Origin of the sequence: Tenacibaculum sp. 190130A14a, assembly GCF_964048965.1 — a bacterium.
Lineage (GTDB): Bacteria > Bacteroidota > Bacteroidia > Flavobacteriales > Flavobacteriaceae > Polaribacter > Polaribacter polynesiense.
Genome location: NZ_OZ040189.1, coordinates 1,036,664 through 1,059,444 on the forward strand (window position 1 = coordinate 1,036,664; position 22,781 = coordinate 1,059,444).

Below are 22,781 nucleotides of genomic sequence, written 5' to 3' on the forward strand. Positions count from 1 at the left end.
AAAACACAGCAATTTAATATATTAGTATGAAAAAATAAACTTGATTTTTATTAATGTCTCAATGGTTTTTGCAGTTATCTATGCTGGAGTGTTGTTTATTCCCAATTTCATGTTGTTAGTAGATAATATTTTTTCAAAACTTTATTCTATTTCTACATTTAACCTAACTATATTCTAATTTTTACTTAAAATGAAAAAAAATAAAATTCTACTATTTTTCTGTTTTTATATACTCTTAATAGGAGTATCTATAGCTCAAGAAAAGAAGGTAGTCGGAGCGGTTACATCAGCCGCAAGTGGAGATCCTTTACCAGGGGTTAATATCATAATTAAAGGAGATACCAAAGGTACAGAAACCGATTTTGATGGAAAGTACACGATAAATGCTTCTTCGGGAGATGTATTAGTGTTTTCTTTTGTAGGAATGCAAAGCAAAGAGGTAACCGTAGGAAGTCAAAGTACAATTAATGTACAGTTAGAAGAAGGCGATCTTTTAGATGAAGTGGTAGTAACTGCTTTAGGTATTAAAAAAGAGAAAAAAGCCTTAACCTACTCAGCTCAAGAAGTAGATGGAGAGGAACTTACCAAAATAAAACAAACCAATCCAATTAACAGTTTATCTGGGAAATCGGCAGGGGTTACCATTACAAGAAGTTCTTCTGGACTTGGAGGAGCAGCAAAAGTAGTATTAAGAGGAAATTCTTCTACCAGTAACAATGATCCATTATATGTGGTAGACGGAATTCCAATGTCTAATAATGGAAATGGTTCGAATGGATCTGAACCAGGAACAGATATTTTTGGAAGTCAGATTGGAAATCGAGACGGAGGAGATATCATGTCATTGATTAACCCAGATGATATTGAATCTTTAACCGTATTAAAAGGAGCTTCTGCATCTGCCTTATATGGTAGTCAGGGAGCCAACGGAGTTATTTTGATCACTACCAAAAAAGGAAAAGAAGGAAAGCTTTCAGTAAATATGTCTTCAAGCTTTACAATTGAAAACGTAATTTCTTTACCAAAATTACAATCAGAATATCAATCAGCTTCTGTAGGAAATCCAATTGCTGAGAACGGTAGGGTAACAGATCCTAAATCTTGGGGAGATAAAGCTTCTGGATTAAGAAATGATGCAGAAGACTTTTTCAATACAGGGTATACTGCAATTAATGCAATAAACTTAACTGCAGGAAACGCAAAATCTCAAACTTACTTTTCTTTTGCAAACACCTTAGGAGGTGGAGTGATACCTGAGAATAAATTGATAAGAAACAATGTTACTTTACGAGGAACCTCTAAGTTTTTTAATGAAAAAATAGATGTTTCTGCAAGTATCAATTTATCAGATCAAAGAATTACCAACAGGCCAACCAACGGATTGTATTCAAACCCATTAACAGGAGTGTATTTGCACCCAGTTGGAATTGATAGAAATATTTATAAAAACCAATTTGAATACTTCAATGCATCTTTGAATATGATGGATCAGTATGCGTCTTCTTTTGATGAAAATATTCAACAAAATCCTTACTGGTTAATCAATAGAAATCCAAGTAAAGATGTAGCACAAAGAGTATTAGCAAACTTATCAGTTAAATATCAAATAAATGAGAATGTATCATTGCAATCAAGATTAAGCTATGATAAGTCGTTTTTTAAATTTGACAAAAGACAATATGCAGGAACAGATCCTGTAAACTCTGGAAACAACGGAAGGTATATTTTAGAGAAAACTGAAAATACACAGCAGTATGTTGATTTAATAGCAAATTACTCTAAAGACCTTTCTGAAGATTTTTCTTTTACAGGATTGTTAGGAACGAGTTTGACGAAGTATGCTATAGGAGATCAAATTTTATTAGACTCGGGAAGAGACGGAAACGGATTAAATTTTCCGAATGTATTTACCATAGCAAACTTCGAAACGACAAATAATATCAGTCAATCGGTAACCAATAGAGAAGTACAATCAGTTTTTGGATCTGTAAATTTAGGATACAAAAAGATGTTGTATTTGGAAATCACGGGTAGAACAGACTGGTCTTCTACGTTAGTAAATACAAGATCAAAGTCATTCTTTTATCCATCTGTTGGTTTAACAGGAGTTTTATCAGAAATGTTTGAACTACCAGAAACAATCAGTTTTGCTAAAATTAGAGCGTCTTATGCAGAAGTAGGGAAGGATATCCCAGCGTATGCAACTGTACCTTTGAGTACAATAAATACTACAGATCCTAATATTAGTCAGGCTTCTTTTGCTCCATTAGAAACTTTAGAACCAGAAAAGCAAAAATCTTTTGAAATAGGAGCAGAGTTAAGAATGTTTGATAACAGAGTTGGCCTAGAATTCACGTACTATAGTACTAAAACATTGAACCAAATATTCTTTATACAGGCACTTCCAAATATTAATGGTTTCCCGCAGAATATTGTAAATGCTGGAGAAATTACCAATAAAGGAATTGAGTTAATGTTGAATGTAAAGCCGATTAGAACAGATGATTTAACATGGGATTCAGCAATCAACTTTGCACAAAATGAAAACAAAGTGGTTTCAGTGCACCCTGGTTTAAATAATGGAGAAGCTGTTATTACTGCAGAAGGAGTAAACGGATATAGATATTCTTTAGTTGAAGGAGAAGATTTTGGAAGTATTCGAGCAAAAACTTTAGTGAGAAATGCAAATGGAACTCCAGTTGTAAATTCTTCAGGAGACTTATTAGTAAATGATGATTTTACTACAGTAGCACATGCACAACCAGACTTTACATTAGGTTGGAACAATACCTTCAATTACAAAGACTTTAGTTTTAGCTTTTTAATAGATGGTAAGTTCGGAGGAGATGTAGTAAGTGTAACTGAAGCTGTAAATGATCAATACGGAGTATCACAGGCTACTGCCGACGCCAGAAACAGAAATGGAGGAATGGTCAATGTGGTAGACGAAACTGGTGCACCATCACAAATAACAGCGCAAGCATATTATAATAAAATAGGAGGAAGAGCAGGAGTTTTAGGAGAGTACGTATATGATGCAACCAATATCAGTTTACGAGAAGTAGCACTAGGATACAAATTACCAATAAAATCAAATTTATTTGAAAGTGTTAAGTTGTCATTGATAGCTAACAATTTGTTTTTCTTGTATAAAGAAGCTCCATTCGATCCGAATATTGCAGCAAGTACTGGATTAGGATTACAAGGGGTTGATATCTACAATCAACCTTCAACTAGAAGTATAGGATTTAATGTAAATATTAACTTTTAAGCAAGATGAAACAGATAAGTAAATATATATATGCATTCATAATTTTAATTATTGTTAGTGCGTGCACGGAAGATTTTAAAGACATCAATACCAATCCTAATGGTATTTCACAAGAGAGTATTTCACAGCAGTTCAATCATATTAGAACTAAGTTTTCTCCTATGTTTTCAAACATTATCAGGGTAAATCCAGCTTGGAATTATCAGTTGCAACATGGATTAAATTCAGATGTGTACTCTGGGTATATGGCCGCTCCAACACCTTTTGCAGGTAACATTAATAATCAAACCTATAGCCTTGTTAATGGTTGGAATGGGTTTATCTGGAGTGATGCGTATAACGGAGATCAAGGAAATGGAGTAATACCACACGCAAGAGGAGTCAAAGAACAAATAGGTTTAAGTGATATTGATGGAGGAGAAAAATTTATCTTTTTAGCCAATATTATTAAAGTAATGGGAATGCATAGAGTATCGGATGTATTCGGACCTATTCGTTATTCAAAGTATGATAATTATGAAACTACAGGAGAATACGATTCTCAAGAAACTGCTTACAAAACCTTTTTTGCAGAATTAGATGAGGCAATAGCCGGATTAAAGCAGTATGAAGGAAATACGCAATTTGTTTCTATGGATTTATCAAATTTAAATGGAGATATTGCTGCATGGAGAGCTTTTGCAAATACACTTCGCTTACGATTAGCAATTAGAGTTTCTAAAGTAGATGCAGCGTTGGCTAAAACAGAAGGAGAAAAAGCCTTGAGTAGTGATGCAGGATTTTTAAGTACAGAATTAACTGTTGACATGGGAGGTTTTGTACATCCAATAGCAACCATTAGTGGAACTTGGAATGACGTATGTATGAGTGCCGAAATGGAAGTGATTTTAAAAGGATTTAATGATGGTAGAATTGCCAAGTATTTTAATGCACCAGCAGACGCTAGTTTAGGAGATTACAAAGGAGTGAGAATGGGTATTGATATTACAGCAAAATCTCAATATGCAAGTCATTCACTTTTAGGAGACGTAGTAATGGCAGCTGAAAGAAAAGTTTGGTTTACAGTAGCTGAGGTATACTTTTTAAAAGCGGAGGCCGCTTTAAGAGGTTGGGCAGGAGCTGGTACTGCAAAAGACAATTATGAATTAGGAGTAAAAGCTTCTTTTGCACAGCACGGAGTTTCTGATGTAGACACCTATTTAGCTGATAATACAAGTACTCCAAATGATTTTGTAGATGCACTTAATGCAGTGAATAATGTAGCGTACGCAAGCGATGTTAAAATTGCATATAACGCTACAGGAACTAATGAAGAACAATTAGAACAAATTATAACACAAAAGTGGATTGCCATGTTTCCTGATGGACAAGAAGCTTGGAGTGAATTTAGAAGAACTGGATATCCAAGAGTTTTTCCAGTTGTAGTGAACAATAGTGGAGGAGATATAGATACAAATACTCAAATACGACGTATCAATTTTGTAGACAGTGAGAAGAACACAAATGCTGCCAATGTACAACAAGCTGTAGGGTTTTTAAAAGGACCAGATAACGGTGGTACGAGACTTTGGTGGGATACAGGTGGAAGTAATTTTTAATAAAATGAACTTTGTTTTAACAATCGGGAATGTAAGCATGATATGTAAATGCATTCTCGTTTGTTTTTAGTACCTCTTTTAAAGTGGTTAGTCGAAAAAATTAGCTTCATCATATTTCTCGAGATAATTTTATTAAAAAATTAAAATAATGGTCACAGATATATATATGTATAATCCACAAGAAATAGTTTACAAGCCTGCAGGACAATTTGAAGAAACTCGATTCGAAAAAATTCATAACATTATTTTTAATAATTCGTTAGACGCTTCTAAAATTGTAGCAAAGGAAATAGCAGATTTAATCAGGCAGAAATCTAAGGAAGGAAAAATGTGTGTATTAGGATTGGCTACAGGATCTTCTCCAATTAAGGTTTATGAAGAATTAGTTCGTTTGCACAAGGAAGAAAACTTAAGTTTTACAAATGTAATCACGTTTAACTTAGATGAGTATTTACCTATACAACCCAATGATATGCAAAGTTACTATTACTTTATGCATGATCATTTGTTTAACCATGTAGATATTTTACCAGAAAATGTGCACATACCAGATGGTACCATTTCATCAGAAGAAATCTATCAATATTGCATTGATTATGAATTGAAAATTAAAGAAGCTGGTGGATTAGATTTTCAATTACTTGGTATAGGAAGAACCGGACATATAGGATTTAATGAACCTGGTTCTCATCAAAATTCAGGAACAAGAAGTATTACATTAAATCATATAACAAGAGTAGATGCAGCTTCTAGCTTTTTAGGAATCGATAATGTTCCTAAACGAGCAATTACAATGGGAGTAAATACCATACAAAAAGCACGACGTGTTGTACTTTTAGCTTGGGGAGTTAATAAAGCTAAAATTATAAAAGAAACCATTGAAGGAGATATCACCTCTCAAGTTCCTGCCACCTATTTACAAAACCATAAGAACGCAACGTTTATTTTAGATATTGAAGCCTCTTCAGAACTTACAAGAATAAAAACTCCTTGGTTGGTGTCTTCTTGCGTTTGGAAAGATGAACTTAAAAAGAAAGCTGTTTTTTGGTTGAGTGAGAAACTTCAAAAATCAATCTTAAAACTTACAGATAAAGATTATAACGAGCATGGAATGTCTGGTTTATTAGCAGAAGAAGGGAATGCGTATGATTTAAACATAAAAATCTTTAATAAACTACAACATACTATCACTGGTTGGCCGGGAGGGAAGCCAAAATCTGATGATACAAACCGTCCAGAAAGAGCAAATCCATCAAAAAAACGTGTACTCATATTTAGTCCGCATCCTGATGATGATGTTATTTCTATGGGAGGAACTTTTGATCGATTGGTAGAGCAAGGACATGAAGTACATATAGCCTATCAAACATCTGGGAACATTGCGGTAACAGATGAAGATGCTCTAAAATTTGTTGAGGTGGCAGCAGGATTAACTTCCAATGCTTTGGCAATAAAAGATATGGTTGGTAAAATTCTAACAAAAAAGAATAATAGCATCGATTCATTAGAAGTAAGATTGTTAAAAGGAGCAATACGAAAAGCAGAATCGTTGGCGGCAACAAGATATCTTGGATTACCTGATGAGAATGTCCATTTTTTAAACCTTCCATTCTATGAAACTGGTACGGTAAAGAAAAAGAATCTTTCAGAAGAAGATATAAACATAATGAGTGATTTAATAACGAAAGTTAAGCCACATCAAATTTATGCAGCAGGAGATTTAGCTGATCCTCATGGTACTCATAAAGTGTGTTTGGATGCTTTATTTGAATCAATCGAAATATTAAAAGAACAAGCATTTATGAATGATTGTTGGGTATGGTTGTATAGAGGAGCTTGGTTTGAATGGGAACCATATGAAATAGATATGGCGGTACCGATGAGTCCAGATCAGGTGATCAAAAAGAGACACGCAATATTCTTTCATCAATCACAAAAAGATAAAGTAATGTTTAGAGGAGATGATGCTCGTGAGTTTTGGGTAAGAGCAGAAGACCGAAACCGATTGACTGCAGAAAAATACCATGGTTTAGGTATGGCAGATTACGCAGCTATTGAAGCTTTTAAACGATATTATTTTTAATATATGAAAAAAGAGTTTTATTTAATTATAACAATATTGAGTACTGTTTTTTTATCGTACTCTCAAGAAATAGAAAAGGATTTTGATTTAATGCCTTGGCCAAAAGAAATAACAGGCAATTCAGAGAAGTTAATAATCACTGAAAACTTTACCATATCCTTAAACAATCAAAGTAATAGAGTCTATAGAGCAGCTACACGATTTATTAGACGGTTGGCTAATAGTACGGGAGTATTTATAAATGAAGGGTTTCCTGTTCAAAATAGCAAAAAAGCAACCGTACAAATTCGTTTTAAGAAAACAGCAGATTTAAACTTGAAAGTTAATGAAGCTTATACCCTAGAGGTAAATCGAAAAGGAATTACTATTGAATCTGAAACTGATATTGGTGTGTTACATGCATTAGAAACACTAAGGCAATTAGTAACCTTTAATAAACATGAGTATTTCTTTAGAGGAGTTTCTATTAAAGATGCCCCTCGTTTTAAATGGAGAGGACTTATGATTGATGTAGCGCGTCATTTTCAACCCGTAGCTGTTCTTAAAAGAAACTTAGATGCAATGGCAGCTGTAAAGATGAATGTTTTTCATTGGCATTTATCCGATGATCAAGGGTTTAGAATTGAGTCGAAAGTTTACCCGAAGTTGCATGAGTTAGGATCAGACGGTCAATATTATACCCAAGAAGAAATTAAAGAGATTGTAAACTATGCGAATAGATTAGGAATTCGCGTAATTCCAGAAATAGATGTTCCTGGGCATGCAACAGCTATTTTAACAGCATATCCTGAGTTAGGAAGTAAAGATGGATATGATTACAAAATAGAACGATTTGCAGGGGTTTTTGATCCTACATTAAACCCTATGAAACCGGAGGTTTATGTGTTTCTTGATAAGTTATTTGCCGAAGTTACTACGTTGTTTCCTGACATTTATTTTCATATCGGAGGAGATGAAAACGAAGGGAAGCATTGGGATGCTAATAAAAAGATTCAAGCATTTAAGAAAAGACATAGTTTAAAGACAAACCATGATTTACAAACATATTTTAATATTAAGTTAGAGAAAATATTAAAAAAACATGGAAAAAAATTAGTTGGTTGGGATGAAATCATGACTCCTAATATGCCTAAAACGGCCATCATCCACTCATGGAGAGGAGAACATGAAGGATTTAAAGAAGGAACTTTAGTTGAAGCTGTAAAAAAAGGATACCAGGCCATACTTTCAAATGGTTACTACATCGATAGAATGCAACCTGTAGAGGAGCATTATCTTATTGATCCTACAAATGGCATAACATTCACTTCTAAAGAAGAGCAACTAATTTTAGGAGGAGAAGCAACCATGTGGGGAGAACTTGTAACTCCACTAACTATTGATAGTCGCATTTGGCCAAGAACAGCTGCAATTGCAGAAAGGTTTTGGTCCCCAAAAAACATCAGAGATGTTGATAATATGCGAAAAAGGTTACAAAAAGTAAGTCTGCAATTAGAAAAGATAGGCATTACTCACTTGAAAAATCAAGATGTAATTTTAAGAAACCTTACCAAAGGACAAGAGATAAGTTCGTTAAAAACATTGACAAAGATTTACGAACCTTTAAAGATTTACTCACGAAATAAAGGAGGTACTGAGTATAAGTCATTTTCTCCATTTACTTTGTTTGCCGATGCTTGTACCACAAACGCAACTGATGCAGAAAAGTTTGCTAAGGTGGTAGATGTCTACATGAAAACTTCATCGGTAAAGAGCAAAGAAGAATTATTGAGTTTATTCGAAAAATGGAGTAATAATTATAAGGACTTCTTAAAGTTAAATACCAATCCTTTATTGGAAGATATTAAACCCTTTTATGCAAGTTTGGATGTGGTCTCCTCAACGTTAATACACTCCATAAAAAAAGGGAAGTTAATGACAGAAGAAGCGTCTTTGATCAAAGAGAATTTACAAAAGTTGAACGAACCCTTAGAAGATACTGAATTGATGATTACAGAATCGTTAAACAAGTTGATAGCTCATTTAAAAGGAGGTAGAACAAAGTAATTTTTAATGTAATATCTTTTTGTTAAAAAAACGATTATAATTATTGTAGTAAAAGCCTTTGGGAAAATCTCTTTGGTTGTTTGCAAAAGATTAAAATTAAAGACATATGCAAAACACAGTAACACTAAAAAACATAGCATCAAAATTAGGAGTATCAGTATCTACTGTGTCAAAAGCATTGAATGATAGTTATGAGATAAGCAACTCAACAAAAAAAAGAATAATAACAGCAGCCAAAGTACTCAACTATAAACCTAATTTTTATGCTAAGAGTTTAAAGAAAAGAGAGAAGTTGATTATAGGAGTCATAGTACCCTCTTTAAAAGAAGAGTTTTATTTGAACTTGGTTACAGGAATCACGGAAGAATCTTATAAACAAGGACATCTCATAATGGTTTATCAAACAGGAGATACTGTAGAAAAAGAAATCTCTTATACTCGTTTGCTTTCAAGAGATATTATTGATGGATTGATTTATTCATCAAACGCCAAAAAAGAGGAAAACATCTACTTAGAGAAATTGTTGAAAGAAGACTTGTTACCTATTGAATTAATGCAACGAACAACTCAAAAAAACTTTCATGATTTTGAAGAAAACGGAACCGTAAAAGAAGTTGATTTAGGAAGGGAATTAGTGAATAAAATAATTGATAGAATAAACTCGTAAGAAATGATTTTAGTAGCGGATAGTGGATCAACAAAATGTGATTGGGTTTTAATAGCAAAGAATAAGAAAAAGGTTAGAAGAGTTAGAACTAAGGGATTGAATCCGGTGATACTGAAAGAAGAACATATTGTAAAGGTTATACAGAAAAACAAAAGTTTAAGAAAATATAAAGACAGTATAGAGCAAGTGTATTTTTTTGGAGCGGGTTGCAATACAGAAGAAAGTAAAGATCTTGTTTCTAACATTCTTACATCTCAATTTGTAAATGCAAGAAGTATTTATGTAAATGAAGACTTAATGCTTGCAGCTTTATCTATAACATCAGAGCCAGCAGTCGTTTGTATCTTAGGTACAGGTTCTAATTGTTGTTTCTTTAATGGTGAAGAAATAGAACAGAAAAATTTAGCAATGGGCTATTTGTTAATGGATGAAGGAAGTGGTAATCATTTAGGGAAAGAGCTGTTAAAGAAGTACTATTATAATAAAATGCCTGAAGACCTTAAGTTTTCTTTAGAAAAAGAGTTTAATCTATCCCCACAAAAAGTCATCTCTAAATTATATAACTCCAAAGCACCTAATAAATATTTGGCAAAGCATGCGCGATTTTTATTTGAAAATATAGAAAATGATTTTTGCCAAGAAGTCATAAAAGATGTTATACATCAATTTATAGAAAATCAATTAAAGGAGTATAAAAATGAAATAGTTTCTCATCCAATTTATTTTGTAGGGTCGGTAGCGTATTTTTCTCAAAACCTTATCAATGAGAAGTTGAAATCTAAAAACATAAAACAAGCCAATAGGTTTGTAAGAAGGCCTTTACAAAGTTTTATTCAACGGATAAAAAATGGAGAAGAGGTTTTTAAAAATATAAAAACACAAGAATTTCATTATCACTAAAAAATAAACCCTGTAAGTACATAACTTACAGGGTTTATTTGTGGAGACGCCGAGTATTGTTATTTCTATATCTTGTTATAACTAAAGAATATAATTAACTATAAAACCCTTGTTTATCAAGGGTTTTGTTATATTTGTTTCATATCGAAGTTTTAATAAAATATAACATTTTTGTCAGTGAATTTGTCAGTAAGATATGAAACATACTTTTTATTTAGATAAAGCAAAATCAGAAAAAAAAACTCTGATTATGTTTTCTTGCAGTTTCAAATTAGAAAAAAAGAAATTTGTTTATTCCACAGGAGAAAGTATTCTCCCTGAACATTGGAATAAAGAGACAAACTTACCAAAGTTAAAAGGTCCAAAAAAAGATCCCTCTGCTAGAACAATCTCAAATCAATTAAATAGATACTCTAAATACTTTTCTGAAATAGTAAATATTCATAAAAATATTGGAGAACCTCTGACTTCACAAAAACTGAAAGACCTTTTTAATAAAGAGTTTAAGAAAGGATATGGTAATATTGGGGATTTTTTTTCAGTATTTGATGATTTTATGAAAGAAAAAATTGAATTAAAACATTGGTCTCATTCTACTATTAAAAGGTATAAGAATATTAAAAATATTCTGAAAGCTTTTGAAAAAGAAAAGAAGTACAAATTGACTTTTTCTACAATAAACAATCAGTTTCATAAGAAATTTACTACCTATTGTATGGATGATTTAGGGCATATAAATAATACTTATGCTCGTAATTTAGGACTTTTTAAAACATTTATGTATTGGGCTTATGATAATAAAAAAACGATGAAAGATGATTTTAAAAAGTTTAAGAAAGTTGAAAAGGTAATTACAAATCAAGTTGCTTTAACCCTAGAAGATTTACAAAAATTATTAAATCATAAATTTAATAATGAGCGATTAGAAAAAGTTAGAGATACTTTTGTGTTTGCTTGTGTTACAGGAATGCGTTTTGGTGAATTAACAACTATTTCAAAATCATCAATTACAAATGATGCTATAATTTTGAAAGAGGAGAAAGATGAAACAAAGCAAGTACGAGAAATTCCTTTAAGCTCAATATCTAGAGCGATTTTAGAAAAGTATAACTATAAACTACCTCTAATAACGAATCAAAAACAAAATCAATATATCAAAGAGGTTTTTAAAGAGCTTGACTACACGTTTGAGGTACAGAAGGTAACAACTAGAGGAAAAGAAAACATAAAAGAAGAAATGCCTTTTTATGAAAGAATTTCTAGTCATACTGCAAGGCGTACTTTTATAACGATGATGAAAAGAAAAGGTAAAAGTGATAAATTAATAGCTTCTGTTACTGGTCATCGAGATATGAAAACGTTGAATCAATATTATCAGGTAAGTACAGATGAAAAGAAAGATGCTATTGACGAAGTTTTTAAAATAGATTAGCTATGAAGTACGCAAAAAATCAAACTATTGATAGGATAAAAATACTAATATTTATACTTGTCTTTTTTGTGTTTTTAATTGTTCTAATTAAGAATCTTAATATTTCTATATATATTAAAGAATTTATTATAGGTGTTGCTTTTTTATTATTTATTATTTATCTGTTTCTAATGTATTTTGAAGTAAAAAAGGTACAGATGGCAAAAGTTAAGTTACCTAAAAATGATGTTTCAAATATAATTAATGACGAGTTAACTTTTCAAAATTTATTTAAGGAATATAAATTTGAAGAGTTTAAACAGAAGGTTTCGGGATTGGAAGTTTTAAATAAAAACTCTTTGAAAAAAAGAAAATATATTAATGCCGTTCTTTATTACAAATTGATGAATAATAATTATTTATTTGAATGGGTTGAACCTACAACAATTTACCATAAATTTTCACAAGTTTATTTTGATGTTAAATATCATAATTCTAATTTTTCAAAAAATAAGATTGAAAAAATGACTTTAAAATCTAATAAGGATAGCATGAGTAATGCAATGAAAGTTTATTATTACGATTTAAAAGTTTTGGGAGATAATTAATGCTTTTTTGAGTTTCAATTGGTTTCAATTGAATCAATTGAACTGTTTTTTATAGCTTAAAGTGTTATTTAACTACACCTTTGTGGCATAACTCAAAATGTCATAAAATGGAAAATCCTTTTGAAAAAATAACTTATCAATTAGAGAAATTAACTTTATCTATTGAAGAACTAAAAGAAGTTAGTAGGACAGAAAAAGAAGATAAAATATATTCTGTAGAGGAAGCTTCTGAAATTACAAAATGCTCTAAACAAACTATTAGAAGTCTAGTTAAACGAGGTATTATAAAAGGCACACGAATTGGTAGAAGAATTTTAATTCCACATGAGGAATTATTTAACTCTATGAACGAAGTGAAATCGTTGAAATACAAGCGATAGATGAAAAGTTTAGAGCCAAGTTATTACTCAATAATTCCCGCACCTGTAAGGTATGATAAGCGTTTAACCCCAAATGCTAAAATATTGTATGCAGAAATAACCTCATTAACTAATCAATTAGGATTTTGTTATGCGAGTAACAAGTACTTTCAAGATTTATATCAAGTTTCAAAGCAATCAATAAATACCTGGTTAAAACAGCTTGAAGAATACGGGTATATTAAACGGCATATTTATCGTGATAGAGGTAGTAAACAAATCTTGAATAGGTATATAACAATTTTTGAAAAGCCTATACAAGTAAACTTTAATAGGTCTATACAAGAAATCTTTACAGATAATAATAAAGCTTTAAATAATAAATTTAATAATTTAAAAAAGAGAAGTTTAAATCCTAGAAAATCATGAAAGCAGGGCAAAAATTAAAAATTCAAATGGGGTTTGAATTAGATGAAGAAAAAAAAAAGAGTTGCGCGAGAAAAAAAAGAAATTGAACGGAATGTAGAATATTTCATAAAAATTTCTAAGTCTAAAATTAATACTAATCAGAAAATGAATACAGAAGAATTTAAAAATGTATTTTGGAAAATAGCGAATGAGTATTTTTCAAAATTAAATAGAGAATTTATAGTTGATGATAACAACAAGGACTTCCTACATCTTTTGTCGTTATATTTTTCAGAAAACCAAGATTTTGAAACAATTGCTGGCGGAGAAATAAGGAAGGGACTATTAATCTATGGTTCTTGCGGAACAGGTAAATCCTCAATTTTTGATATAATTCAAAATATTAGTAAAAGATACGGTTTAAAATCTTTTTGGTTTAAAAATGTTTCTGTTCATCAAGTAATAACCGATTATAATACACAGGGAGAGGAAATAGTAAAAATATATACTAGAGGAAAGATACATTTTGATGATTTAGGGGCAGAAAAAGAAGCGAATAGTTGGGGGATTCGTGAAAAATTGATGATTAGAATTTTAGAAACACGATACAACCTTTTTAAAGAAAAAGGGATTAAAACATATATAACAACAAATTTATCACTTGAAGAATTAAAAAAAATCTATGGTATGCGTGTCTACGATAGATTATTTGAAATGTTCAATTTTCTAGAGTTAAACGGAAGCTCTAGAAGATACTAAAGTATAATTATCTAATTGGTCAATTATAGGTTTAGATAAATAGCTGTAAATCTAAATATCTATTTAACAAATTAGTTATTTATGTATTTATCTAATTCTCTGAATATTTAAAAGACTATATAGATAAGTGTCACTTTTAAAGACTTTCGCAACTTTTACTTTGGATTAATACACATATTTTTCATAGATGATATACTCATATGCTTTCGTTTAAAAAATGCTAAGAAAAACCTGTTTTTATTTTTTTGCAAGTTGTGTTTTCGCAAAGCGAATGAAAACAAATCTTGCCCCTTTTTATCAAGGGGAGAGTAAAAAAATCTCCCAAGTCGATTTTTAAAAATTAAAGGTAAAGCATCAATATAGCTTATGAAATACTCAAAAGAACAGAGAAAATTAATTGCAAAAAAAGCTGTTGAAGAAAACAACGTAGCTAAAATTTCTGCTGAATATGGTTTGAATCAAAGTACTGTTTACAGATATATTGAAAAGTTAAGAAATAATGATAATAGAAAAAATCATTTAAGTATATCATTCACAGATAAAGAATATGAAAAATTAGTTAGTAAAGCTAAAGATTTAGGTTATGAAAAAAACTATGCTTACTACATAAGAAAAATGCTTTTCGATAAAAATAGAATAATGGTTAATCCTAAAGTATTAATTGATGAATTGTATCTATTAAGAGCTGAGATAAATAAAATTGGTTCTAATGTAAATCAGATAGCTAATTACACAAATTTTTTAGGTAACAGAAACAGTATAGAAACTCAATTTTATGTACGCTATTCTGAACTACAAATTGAATTTGAAAAGCAAGTAAATGAAGCTAGAAAAAATATAGATGATATTTTATCTAAGATATGACGATTCTTATAGTTTTTTTGAAAGTACAATTTGAAAAAAATATGTTTTCTAAATTGAACACCAGAAATGCTTTTTGGTCAAATAAAGTTATCTAGTGATTTTTATTATAAAGTTTCCTTTGTTTGTTGATTCGCTTTTATTTTTAGATAATTTTAATTCCTTACTTAAAGATATAAACGACAATATCCTTTCATATGGTGTTAATGACAAAAACTGGTCTAACTGCCTTTGGTTGCTTTCTTCTTTAGTTTCAAAACGGACTTTCATATTAGCGATTTAATACAAATATAGTGTTTAATAGGAAGTTTTAAATAGGTTTGGTTTCAGATATTTTAGTGCTATAATAATAGAAAAAACGTAAGTTTGTAACAAACTAAATAATATAAGAGAATACATAAATTAACATAAAATACACAGCGTTTAGCTTTTGATTTGGAACTAGGAAATCGCCAATTTTTTAAATCCTCCACATTCAAAACTAAGACGCCCACGTACTGCGTGGGCTGTTCTTGTTTGGAGGAAAGGGTGTTTGGCGATACCACTAGTTCATCAAGTTTCAGTTCCACGCTTTTTTTATACTCCAAAATGAAACAAATAGGACAAATTTCAAATAGTACTGCAACAAAAAAAGATAATGAAATGCTTTCTGATTATTGGAAAGTAAAAAGCAAAAACGATATCGAAGGTTTTGTTTTTTCAGATAACGAGTTTTTAAAAAGATATTCTAATAACAAGAGTTTCTTAAGTTTAAAAAGTATAGAAACATTTGCTGTTTATCGAGTTTCTAAATGTGATGTATGTCTAGATTCTTTTAACATAATTATCAATGACAGAAACCATCTAAGAGAATTTCTTCAATCTAAAATTAAATGTTGTCGTGTTTGCAAACTTTACCAATCTTCAATAGAAACAATTACAAAATAATTTTTAACAACTAAAACAACCAATTATGAAAATCAATTTATCCTCATTAACAATCTTTTTATTCGTATTAATGACATCTTGTAGTTCTGATAAACTTACTAAAGAAAAAGTAAGAGAACTCTACAAAGAATGTTATGAAAAAGGAGAAACCCAATATGCAGAAAAAAAGATAGTACTTGGAAACAAAACTGTACTAAATAAAAAGTTAAATCCTCAAAATACTGAAGAAAACTATAATAAATTAAAGGCGCAAGGCTTGATTAGTTTTGAAAAATTAACAACATCTTTTATGGGGTATCCAGAGTATAATATTTCACTAACAGAAAAAGGGAAAAGCTATATTTCACAAACAATAAAAAAAGGAGCTTGGACTACAACTATGATGAAATGTTTCTCATTGGAATTAGATGAAATAAAAGAAATTCACGAAATTCCAGAAAAAAATATAGCTACAATAAAAGTTACTTTTAAAAAAGTTAATAAAACACCTTTCATTATTTTAATGAGTGAGAAATCAAATAATAATGAAGTAATTGAAAAAACTATTGGTTTGAAAAAAACAAACGAAGGATGGAAATTGTGTGATTAGAAACCAATAATACTTTAGAACTCGCTTACGCTCGATATTTTTATTTTCAGTGAAACAAGTTTAACTAAAAATAAAAATAGTCGGGCTTTTTATTACAGCTTTAGTTTTTTACTGTAGCTGTGTTTATTTTAATACTCATTTAGTGAGATATTAAATAAATACTTCTAAATTAGCACCTGAATTTAAATATTCAAAGATGAACCGAATTAAAGTGGTTTTAGAACAGAAAGGAATAAAACAAAAATGGTTAGCAGAACAGCTAGGTAAGAGTTATAATATGGTAAACTCTTATGCTCAGAATAGACGACAACCAAGTATTGAATGTTTGTATGAAATTGCTGAAATATTAACTATTGATGTAAAAGATTTAATAGTTTCAAGCAGAAATAAGAATGAAAAATAGATTAAATGTAATAGACTTATTTTCAGGATGTGGGGGGTTGAGTGAAGGTTTGCTTCAGTCAAAGAAATTTGACCTAGTTGCTCATGTAGAATGGGAATTACCTATGGTTGAAACTCTAAGAAATAGATTAGTTAGTAAATGGAATCACACTAACGAAGAAGCAAAAAAAAGAGTAGTTTTTTTTGATATTCAAAAAACAGAAGAATTAATAAATGGTAATTGGAATGATGAAACAGTTAAAAAATATGCTTCTAAAAATGATTCTCTGATTATTAATAAAGGGTTAAGAGGATTAATTAGTAATAAGAAAATAGATGTTATTGTTGGTGGTCCACCATGCCAAGCATATTCTATTCATGGAAGAGCAACAGACCCTAATTCAATGAATGACGATTATCGTAATTATCTTTTTGAAAGTTTTGCTCACATTGTAAATGATTTTCAACCTAAAGTATTTGTCTTTGAAAATGTCCCGGGTATTTTAAGTTCTAATCCTGGAGGTGTACCTATAACAGAAAGAATCTCAAAAGCATTTAATAAAATAGGATATAAAATACTAGATTCAAAAAACTTAAAAGATTCTGTATTTGATTGTTCTGAATATAATGTACCCCAAAATAGAAAAAGAGTTTTAATTATAGGAATTAAAAAAGATTCTAAATTAAAATTAAGCGATTTTTATGAAGCTATAAAAAGTAGAAGTAATAAAAACAATAAAAAGACTGTAAGAGATGCAATTGGTTTTTTGCCTGCTATTTACCCTTTAAAAAAACCAAAAAAAGTAGGTAGAAAAAATGTTTCTCATTATTCATTAGACAATAGTGTTTTACAGCATACACCTAGATATAATAACTTAAGAGATATCAATATTTTTAAAGAGTGGGTCACAAATAAAATGAATTATATATCTCATCAAGAGAAAATTGAATTTTACTATAAGAAAACAAACAAAAAAACTTTATACAGTAAGTACAGGAGTTTGGAATGGGATAAACCTTCTTATACTATTGTGGCTCATTTGCAAAAAGATGGATTAACATTTATCCACCCTGATGCGGAGCAAGCTAGGAGTATAACTATTAGAGAGGCAGCATTATTAATGACTTTTCCTTTAGATTATAAATTTTTGGGTTCAAATGCCTACTGTTACAAGATGATAGGTAACGCTGTTCCTGTTGAATTTGCCAAGATAGTAGGTGAATCTGTATACAAAGTATTTTCTAAAACAGAAATAATAAAAGAGTATGAATGTATTGATAGCGTGTGAAGAAAGTCAAACAGTTTGTAAAGCCTTTAGAAATATAGGTGTTGAAGCATTTAGTTGTGATATCCTTCCTTCTAGTGGAGGTCATCCTGAATGGCATTTTAATTGCGATGTGTTTGAAATAATAGATAATAATGGAGGTGTGTTAGAAAATGGTGAAGAGCATTTTATTAAAGGTAATTGGGATTTAATGATTGCTCACCCTCCTTGTACTTATTTAGCCGTTAGTGGGGCTAGATGGTTTTATCACCCAGATGATAAACATTTACCTGTTACTAAACGTAGACCACACCCTAGATTTCCTGATAGAGCTAAAAAGCGTGATGAAGCATTAAACTTTTTTATTAAGCTTTGTGAAGCACCAATTGAGAGAATTGCGGTAGAAAATCCAGTTGGTACTGTTAATACAAAATACAGAAAACCAGATCAAACTGTTCAACCATGGATGTTTGGTGATGAAGCATCAAAAAAAACATGCTTATGGCTTAAAAACTTACCTAATCTAGAACCAACAAATATAGTAGGTGAAGGAGAAAGAGTTGTCTTGTCTAGTGGAAGGTCATTACCAAAGTGGTATTCAGATTCTTTTCACACTTCAATTCCGACAGAATTAAGAAGAACTTTAAGAAGTAAAACTTTTCAAGGATTTGCTAACGCAATAGCACTTCAATGGTCAAATTTATAATTATGTTTCATGATTTATATTAGAGAAATTTTTAAACAAGATTTAAGAGGAGGAAAACAAATAGCATTTCCTACAAAACCTTCAAATAATTTTTTCAATTTTGATTATGTAAAACCAGACGAAGATCGAAAAATATCCTTTTCTTTTATAGAAGACGATATTCACTCTGAAAATAACAAGTTTAACAATAAACTCATAAATACTAGATTGTATGCTGCAGAAGGAAAAGAAGCAAGGATAGATAGTGAATTAAAAAGTTTTTTGATTAAATCATTAAAGGCTGAAATAGGAGATATAATTGTTTTTATTAGAAAAAATGATAAAGAGTTTCAATTCAAATTTATTTCGAGTAAAGATAAAGTCAGATACAACCTTTTAAAATCATTAATAAATGGTTATCACGAACTCCCGATAATTGATAATGATAGGAGCGAGAAAGAAATTACTATAAAAGCGATTAATAAAATCTTTTACGGAGCACCAGGTACTGGTAAATCTCATAAAGTAAAAGAAATTGTAAAAGGTAAAGAAGAAAGAACGGAAAGAGTAACATTTCATCCAGAGTATGATTATTCGTCTTTTATTGGTGGTTATAAACCTACAATGGATGGTGAAAAGATTAAATACGAATTTGTTCCACAGGCTTTTACAAATGTTTATATAAATGCTTGGAATGACCTAGAAAATGATTATTACTTGGTTATAGAGGAAATTAACAGAGGGAATTGTGCAGAAATTTTTGGAGATGTTTTTCAACTATTAGATAGAACTAATGATTATAAAATAACTCCTTCTAAAGAATTAAAAGAATATTTGGAAACAAAGTTAAAAGATAATCCTAACATTCAAGCGAATAAACTTTTACTTCCTCCAAACCTTAGTATTTTGGCAACAATGAATACCTCAGACCAATCATTATTTCCAATGGATAGTGCATTTAAAAGAAGATGGGATTGGGAATATATTCCAATCAACTATTCAAGAATAGAAGATGAGAATTCATCAACAAAATTTGTCGTGAAAATATCAAATGGTGAATCATTTAAATGGTTAGATTTTATCGAAAAAGTTAATGAAAAAATTAGTCAAAATCATAATTTGGGAATGGACAAATGTTTAGGGAATTATTTTATTAAGCCTATAAATGACGTAATTGAAATAGATACTTTTATTAATAAAGCGATTTTTTACTTGTGGAATGATGTTTTTAAAGATGAACGAGAGGAAGAAAGCATCTTTAAAAACAAAGTTACTTATGAAAAATTCTTTCCAATAGATGAAAAAAACGGAATACAAAAAGTAAAAGATATTTTAGATGATTTGGAAATTGATTATAAAGATTCAATCTAATGAGAATCCTAATTGAAGGAGAAAAATATAAGTTAGAAGAACTAAATAAAATTTTTGATAACCAAAAATTTTATTATCAAAACGATAGTCAATATGGCACAATATTATCGGTAGGTTATTATCATTCCTATGAAAAAGGAGAGCTTGTTTATATGCTACCAAAAGTATTTATGGCTGGTGGTGGAAAAACAGTATTTAACACAGATAAAGAAGAACTTTACAATTTAGATAAAGTAGAAAGTTTTAAACACAAAGAACAGTATAATTGGATTAGGCAAATTTCTGTTTATTTTTATAATAGTCTACTAGAATTTAAAAGAAGAAATAAATCAACTACCATTGTTCAAAGTTCATTATTGTCAAATTTAAATACTAATTTAAAAGATAAAGAATATTCTTATTTAGATTTACTTTTAAGTTTTGTTAATTTTTATAAAAAGAATAAAAACCAAATTTTATTTAAGTATGTTGAATTTAATTCTAAACAAGTAAAAAAGCTTAATTGGGAAAAGACAATTAGAAAATCAATTCCACTAATTACACAAGACAAAAAGCCTATTTACAACATTTTTAGAAATAGGAAAAGAATTATAAATACTGAAGAAGAACTATTAATCTATTTTTTTTCAATTTTAAATAAATTAAATACAGAACATAATCTCTATTTAAATATTGATAAATCTTATCCATTAATAAAAGGTGCAAAATTTGAACTGTTACAAAAAAATGGGTTATCAAAACTAAAAAAAATAAAATACCGTTATTTCAATGATACTTTGAAAAAAATGTATCATTTATGTGAAATCTATTTTTCTCAGACAGATACAAGTAGTATCCGTAAGAAAAAAGAGGAATTCATTTCTGTAAACAGCTATAACTTAGTTTTTGAAGATATGATTGACAAACTTTTTTCAGATAAAATTGAAGATAAAAAAACATCTGACGGAACGACATTAAGACATTTAAAATATAATGATGATGGTAAAATAATTGACCATATTTTTGATTACCAATCTTTATTAGACACTAGTGATATTTTTTATATTGGAGATTCTAAATATTATAAATCAGATAATACGGCTGGTAAAGTGTCTAAATATAAACAATTTACTTATGCTAGAAATGTAATTCAATATAATATTGACCTTTTAAATGAAACAGATTCATATTATAAAGAAAATTTAAGGTATAGGGACAAACTTACTGAAGGTTATAATATTACTCCTAATTTTTTTATTTATGGATATATCAATGATTATAAAAACTTTGATAATAATAAATTGACTGAAAAAGGAGATGTTGTGAAATCGTTTCACTTTAAAGAAAGGCTATTTGATAGAGATACACTTTTTGTTCATCAATATAAAATTAATTTTCTCTATGTTTTGAAATCTTATTCTCAATTTAGTAATCAAACTATAGAAAAATTCAGAACAGAAACTAAATTAGTATTTAGAAATAACTTTATTAACTTCTTGGCAAACCCTAGTAAATCGGAGTTTCAATTTTTTGAATACAGAAAGGATAATATTGAAGCTTTTGTAGATGATAATTTTAGAAAAATAAATGGAAAAACTTTCTATACAAAAGAAAAAAAATTGATTTTAGCTAAACATAAAACAGATAGAAGTTTAGATGAGATTTTGACAGAATTTAATGAGTATCAATTCCAACATTAATTTAGCCAAAATGTTTTAATAAAACTAGATTAAGTATTGAATGAAAATAAAAACTAGATTTACATATAGAAGTTATAACGGAAGTACTGAATATAGTAAAGAAGATAATATTTATTATGGAAAAATAATAAATATAACAAATCTTGTAAGTTATGAAGGAGCTTCAGTAAAAGAATTGGAAGAAAACTTTAAAAATGCTGTTGATGATTATTTAGAAATGGTTAAATAATTTCTTTTAAAAAAGTCAGTAAATTTGTCAGTATAAAACAACAAACCCTGTAAACATAATGCTTACAGGGTTTATTTGTGGAGACGCCGAGAATCGAACTCGGGTCCAAACAAGCAGCTCAAATGCTTTCTACATACTTAGTTTTGATTTAGTTTTCGACTAAAAGCTGATTCAAAACCACCCACTTTTAGCTTATCTCCTTAAATTTCGAAAACTTATCGGAGTGTTAAGTTTTCTATGTTTACTTTTACGATGCCCAAAAATGAAACGCCGTAAACCAAGGCTTTTCGTGGACATTTAGCTTGCACACCTTGTGTGCCGAGGCTCTATCTTACTATAATTCAGATTAAGCAGCTAAAGCGTAGTTATCTTCGCCGTTTAAAAGTTTGAAATAAGTTTTACGAGTTGTCATCTCACTCCTCGGTATGCTTACATTATCCCTGATCTCGCTGTCAAAACCAGTCGTCCCCAATATGTCAAAGAATTAAAATTATAATCGGCAAAAAGTATACCAATTATTAGGGCGTTCGGGTGGGCTTTTATTACTCTTTTTTTTAAGAAAACTTCATAAAAGAGCTCAAACAAATCGCTTAATCCCTAACGCGGGCAGCAAATATATAAAAATACTATTTGTGCAATAATTTTAAAACAAGTATTTTCGCAGGAAATGTTATAAAATATAAC

Annotated in this window: 20 protein-coding genes and 1 other RNA gene; 20 read left to right on the forward strand and 1 reads right to left on the reverse strand. The window is 29.8% G+C overall.

Going from position 1 to position 22,781, the window contains the following annotated elements:
- Positions 1-190 precede the first annotated feature (190 nt).
- The 20 genes from ABNT22_RS04970 to ABNT22_RS05065 all read left to right on the forward strand — a co-directional run bounded on the left by ABNT22_RS04970 (position 191) and on the right by ABNT22_RS05065 (position 22,097).
- Entirely contained in the window at positions 191-3,271 is a 3,081-nt protein-coding gene (locus ABNT22_RS04970; protein WP_348714701.1) for a SusC/RagA family TonB-linked outer membrane protein, read from the forward strand.
- Between the two features lie 5 nt (positions 3,272-3,276).
- Positions 3,277-4,869, forward strand: coding sequence for a SusD/RagB family nutrient-binding outer membrane lipoprotein (locus ABNT22_RS04975; RefSeq protein ID WP_348714704.1), 1,593 nt, complete (start codon positions 3,277-3,279; stop codon positions 4,867-4,869).
- A 148-nt stretch (positions 4,870-5,017) separates the two neighbouring features.
- On the forward strand, positions 5,018-6,952 hold the full coding sequence (gene nagB / locus ABNT22_RS04980; RefSeq protein ID WP_348714705.1) for a glucosamine-6-phosphate deaminase: 1,935 nt from the start codon (positions 5,018-5,020) through the stop codon (positions 6,950-6,952).
- 3 nt (positions 6,953-6,955) lie between these two features.
- The gene (locus tag ABNT22_RS04985) at positions 6,956-8,998 is read left to right on the forward strand and encodes a beta-N-acetylhexosaminidase (protein ID WP_348714706.1); all 2,043 of its coding nucleotides are present in this window, start codon (positions 6,956-6,958) and stop codon (positions 8,996-8,998) included.
- Between the two features lie 106 nt (positions 8,999-9,104).
- Positions 9,105-9,665, forward strand: coding sequence for a LacI family DNA-binding transcriptional regulator (locus ABNT22_RS04990; RefSeq protein WP_348714709.1), 561 nt, complete (start codon positions 9,105-9,107; stop codon positions 9,663-9,665).
- Positions 9,666-9,668: 3 nt separating this feature from the next.
- Complete coding sequence (locus ABNT22_RS04995; protein WP_348714712.1) at positions 9,669-10,565, forward strand: BadF/BadG/BcrA/BcrD ATPase family protein; 897 nt, start codon at positions 9,669-9,671, stop codon at positions 10,563-10,565.
- A 196-nt stretch (positions 10,566-10,761) separates the two neighbouring features.
- Positions 10,762-11,997, forward strand: a complete 1,236-nt coding sequence (locus ABNT22_RS05000) for a tyrosine-type recombinase/integrase (protein ID WP_348727229.1) — start codon at positions 10,762-10,764, stop codon at positions 11,995-11,997.
- 2 nt (positions 11,998-11,999) lie between these two features.
- Positions 12,000-12,584 (forward strand): hypothetical protein, encoded by a 585-nt coding sequence (locus ABNT22_RS05005; protein WP_348727231.1) that lies wholly within the window; start codon positions 12,000-12,002, stop codon positions 12,582-12,584.
- A 107-nt stretch (positions 12,585-12,691) separates the two neighbouring features.
- On the forward strand, positions 12,692-12,964 hold the full coding sequence (locus ABNT22_RS05010; protein ID WP_136438650.1) for a helix-turn-helix domain-containing protein: 273 nt from the start codon (positions 12,692-12,694) through the stop codon (positions 12,962-12,964).
- Positions 12,965-13,372 (forward strand): helix-turn-helix domain-containing protein, encoded by a 408-nt coding sequence (locus tag ABNT22_RS05015; protein WP_348727234.1) that lies wholly within the window; start codon positions 12,965-12,967, stop codon positions 13,370-13,372.
- Positions 13,373-13,414: 42 nt separating this feature from the next.
- A complete protein-coding gene (locus ABNT22_RS05020; RefSeq protein ID WP_348727236.1) occupies positions 13,415-14,110 on the forward strand; it encodes a hypothetical protein in 696 nt (231 codons plus the stop codon).
- Between the two features lie 366 nt (positions 14,111-14,476).
- Positions 14,477-14,974 (forward strand): helix-turn-helix domain-containing protein, encoded by a 498-nt coding sequence (locus ABNT22_RS05025; RefSeq protein ID WP_348727238.1) that lies wholly within the window; start codon positions 14,477-14,479, stop codon positions 14,972-14,974.
- A 585-nt stretch (positions 14,975-15,559) separates the two neighbouring features.
- On the forward strand, positions 15,560-15,898 hold the full coding sequence (locus ABNT22_RS05030) for a hypothetical protein (RefSeq protein WP_348727240.1): 339 nt from the start codon (positions 15,560-15,562) through the stop codon (positions 15,896-15,898).
- Positions 15,899-15,923: 25 nt separating this feature from the next.
- A complete protein-coding gene (locus ABNT22_RS05035) occupies positions 15,924-16,487 on the forward strand; it encodes a hypothetical protein (protein ID WP_348727242.1) in 564 nt (187 codons plus the stop codon).
- A gap of 196 nt (positions 16,488-16,683) precedes the next feature.
- Positions 16,684-16,890 (forward strand): helix-turn-helix transcriptional regulator, encoded by a 207-nt coding sequence (locus tag ABNT22_RS05040; protein ID WP_348727244.1) that lies wholly within the window; start codon positions 16,684-16,686, stop codon positions 16,888-16,890.
- Positions 16,880-18,157, forward strand: a complete 1,278-nt coding sequence (locus ABNT22_RS05045) for a DNA cytosine methyltransferase (RefSeq protein ID WP_348727246.1) — start codon at positions 16,880-16,882, stop codon at positions 18,155-18,157. Before ABNT22_RS05040 ends, ABNT22_RS05045 begins: the two co-directional genes overlap by 11 nt.
- The gene (locus ABNT22_RS05050) at positions 18,135-18,839 is read left to right on the forward strand and encodes a hypothetical protein (RefSeq protein WP_348727248.1); all 705 of its coding nucleotides are present in this window, start codon (positions 18,135-18,137) and stop codon (positions 18,837-18,839) included. The genes ABNT22_RS05045 and ABNT22_RS05050 overlap by 23 nt, the downstream gene beginning before the upstream one ends.
- 9 nt (positions 18,840-18,848) lie before the next feature.
- Entirely contained in the window at positions 18,849-20,189 is a 1,341-nt protein-coding gene (locus tag ABNT22_RS05055) for an McrB family protein (protein ID WP_348727249.1), read from the forward strand.
- A complete protein-coding gene (locus ABNT22_RS05060) occupies positions 20,189-21,868 on the forward strand; it encodes a hypothetical protein (protein ID WP_348727251.1) in 1,680 nt (559 codons plus the stop codon). Before ABNT22_RS05055 ends, ABNT22_RS05060 begins: the two co-directional genes overlap by 1 nt.
- Before the next feature lie 40 nt (positions 21,869-21,908).
- Positions 21,909-22,097, forward strand: coding sequence for a DNA repair protein (locus ABNT22_RS05065; protein WP_348727253.1), 189 nt, complete (start codon positions 21,909-21,911; stop codon positions 22,095-22,097).
- Positions 22,098-22,172: 75 nt separating this feature from the next.
- Here the strand turns inward: ABNT22_RS05065 and ssrA are convergent.
- Positions 22,173-22,567: a transfer-messenger RNA gene (gene ssrA, locus ABNT22_RS05070) on the reverse strand.
- Positions 22,568-22,781 lie beyond the last annotated feature (214 nt).

Bases quoted from the DNA above. Each gene is read 5' to 3' on its own strand.
- ABNT22_RS05020 (WP_348727236.1), top strand. From the start codon at position 13,415: ATGAAGAAAAAAAAAAGAGTTGCGCGAGAAAAAAAAGAAATTGAACGG.
- ABNT22_RS05035 (WP_348727242.1), top strand. From the start codon at position 15,924: ATGAAAATCAATTTATCCTCATTAACAATCTTTTTATTCGTATTAATG.
- ABNT22_RS04995 (WP_348714712.1), top strand. From the start codon at position 9,669: ATGATTTTAGTAGCGGATAGTGGATCAACAAAATGTGATTGGGTTTTA.
- ABNT22_RS05010 (WP_136438650.1), top strand. From the start codon at position 12,692: ATGGAAAATCCTTTTGAAAAAATAACTTATCAATTAGAGAAATTAACT.
- ABNT22_RS05055 (WP_348727249.1), top strand. From the start codon at position 18,849: ATGATTTATATTAGAGAAATTTTTAAACAAGATTTAAGAGGAGGAAAA.
- ABNT22_RS05045 (WP_348727246.1), top strand. From the start codon at position 16,880: ATGAAAAATAGATTAAATGTAATAGACTTATTTTCAGGATGTGGGGGG.
- ABNT22_RS05050 (WP_348727248.1), top strand. From the start codon at position 18,135: ATGAATGTATTGATAGCGTGTGAAGAAAGTCAAACAGTTTGTAAAGCC.
- ABNT22_RS05040 (WP_348727244.1), top strand. From the start codon at position 16,684: ATGAACCGAATTAAAGTGGTTTTAGAACAGAAAGGAATAAAACAAAAA.
- ABNT22_RS04975 (WP_348714704.1), top strand. From the start codon at position 3,277: ATGAAACAGATAAGTAAATATATATATGCATTCATAATTTTAATTATT.
- ABNT22_RS05015 (WP_348727234.1), top strand. From the start codon at position 12,965: ATGAAAAGTTTAGAGCCAAGTTATTACTCAATAATTCCCGCACCTGTA.
- ABNT22_RS05005 (WP_348727231.1), top strand. From the start codon at position 12,000: ATGAAGTACGCAAAAAATCAAACTATTGATAGGATAAAAATACTAATA.
- ABNT22_RS05025 (WP_348727238.1), top strand. From the start codon at position 14,477: ATGAAATACTCAAAAGAACAGAGAAAATTAATTGCAAAAAAAGCTGTT.
- ABNT22_RS05065 (WP_348727253.1), top strand. From the start codon at position 21,909: ATGAAAATAAAAACTAGATTTACATATAGAAGTTATAACGGAAGTACT.
- ABNT22_RS04985 (WP_348714706.1), top strand. From the start codon at position 6,956: ATGAAAAAAGAGTTTTATTTAATTATAACAATATTGAGTACTGTTTTT.
- ABNT22_RS05030 (WP_348727240.1), top strand. From the start codon at position 15,560: ATGAAACAAATAGGACAAATTTCAAATAGTACTGCAACAAAAAAAGAT.
- ABNT22_RS05000 (WP_348727229.1), top strand. From the start codon at position 10,762: ATGAAACATACTTTTTATTTAGATAAAGCAAAATCAGAAAAAAAAACT.
- ABNT22_RS05060 (WP_348727251.1), top strand. From the start codon at position 20,189: ATGAGAATCCTAATTGAAGGAGAAAAATATAAGTTAGAAGAACTAAAT.
- ABNT22_RS04970 (WP_348714701.1), top strand. From the start codon at position 191: ATGAAAAAAAATAAAATTCTACTATTTTTCTGTTTTTATATACTCTTA.
- nagB (WP_348714705.1), top strand. From the start codon at position 5,018: ATGGTCACAGATATATATATGTATAATCCACAAGAAATAGTTTACAAG.
- ABNT22_RS04990 (WP_348714709.1), top strand. From the start codon at position 9,105: ATGCAAAACACAGTAACACTAAAAAACATAGCATCAAAATTAGGAGTA.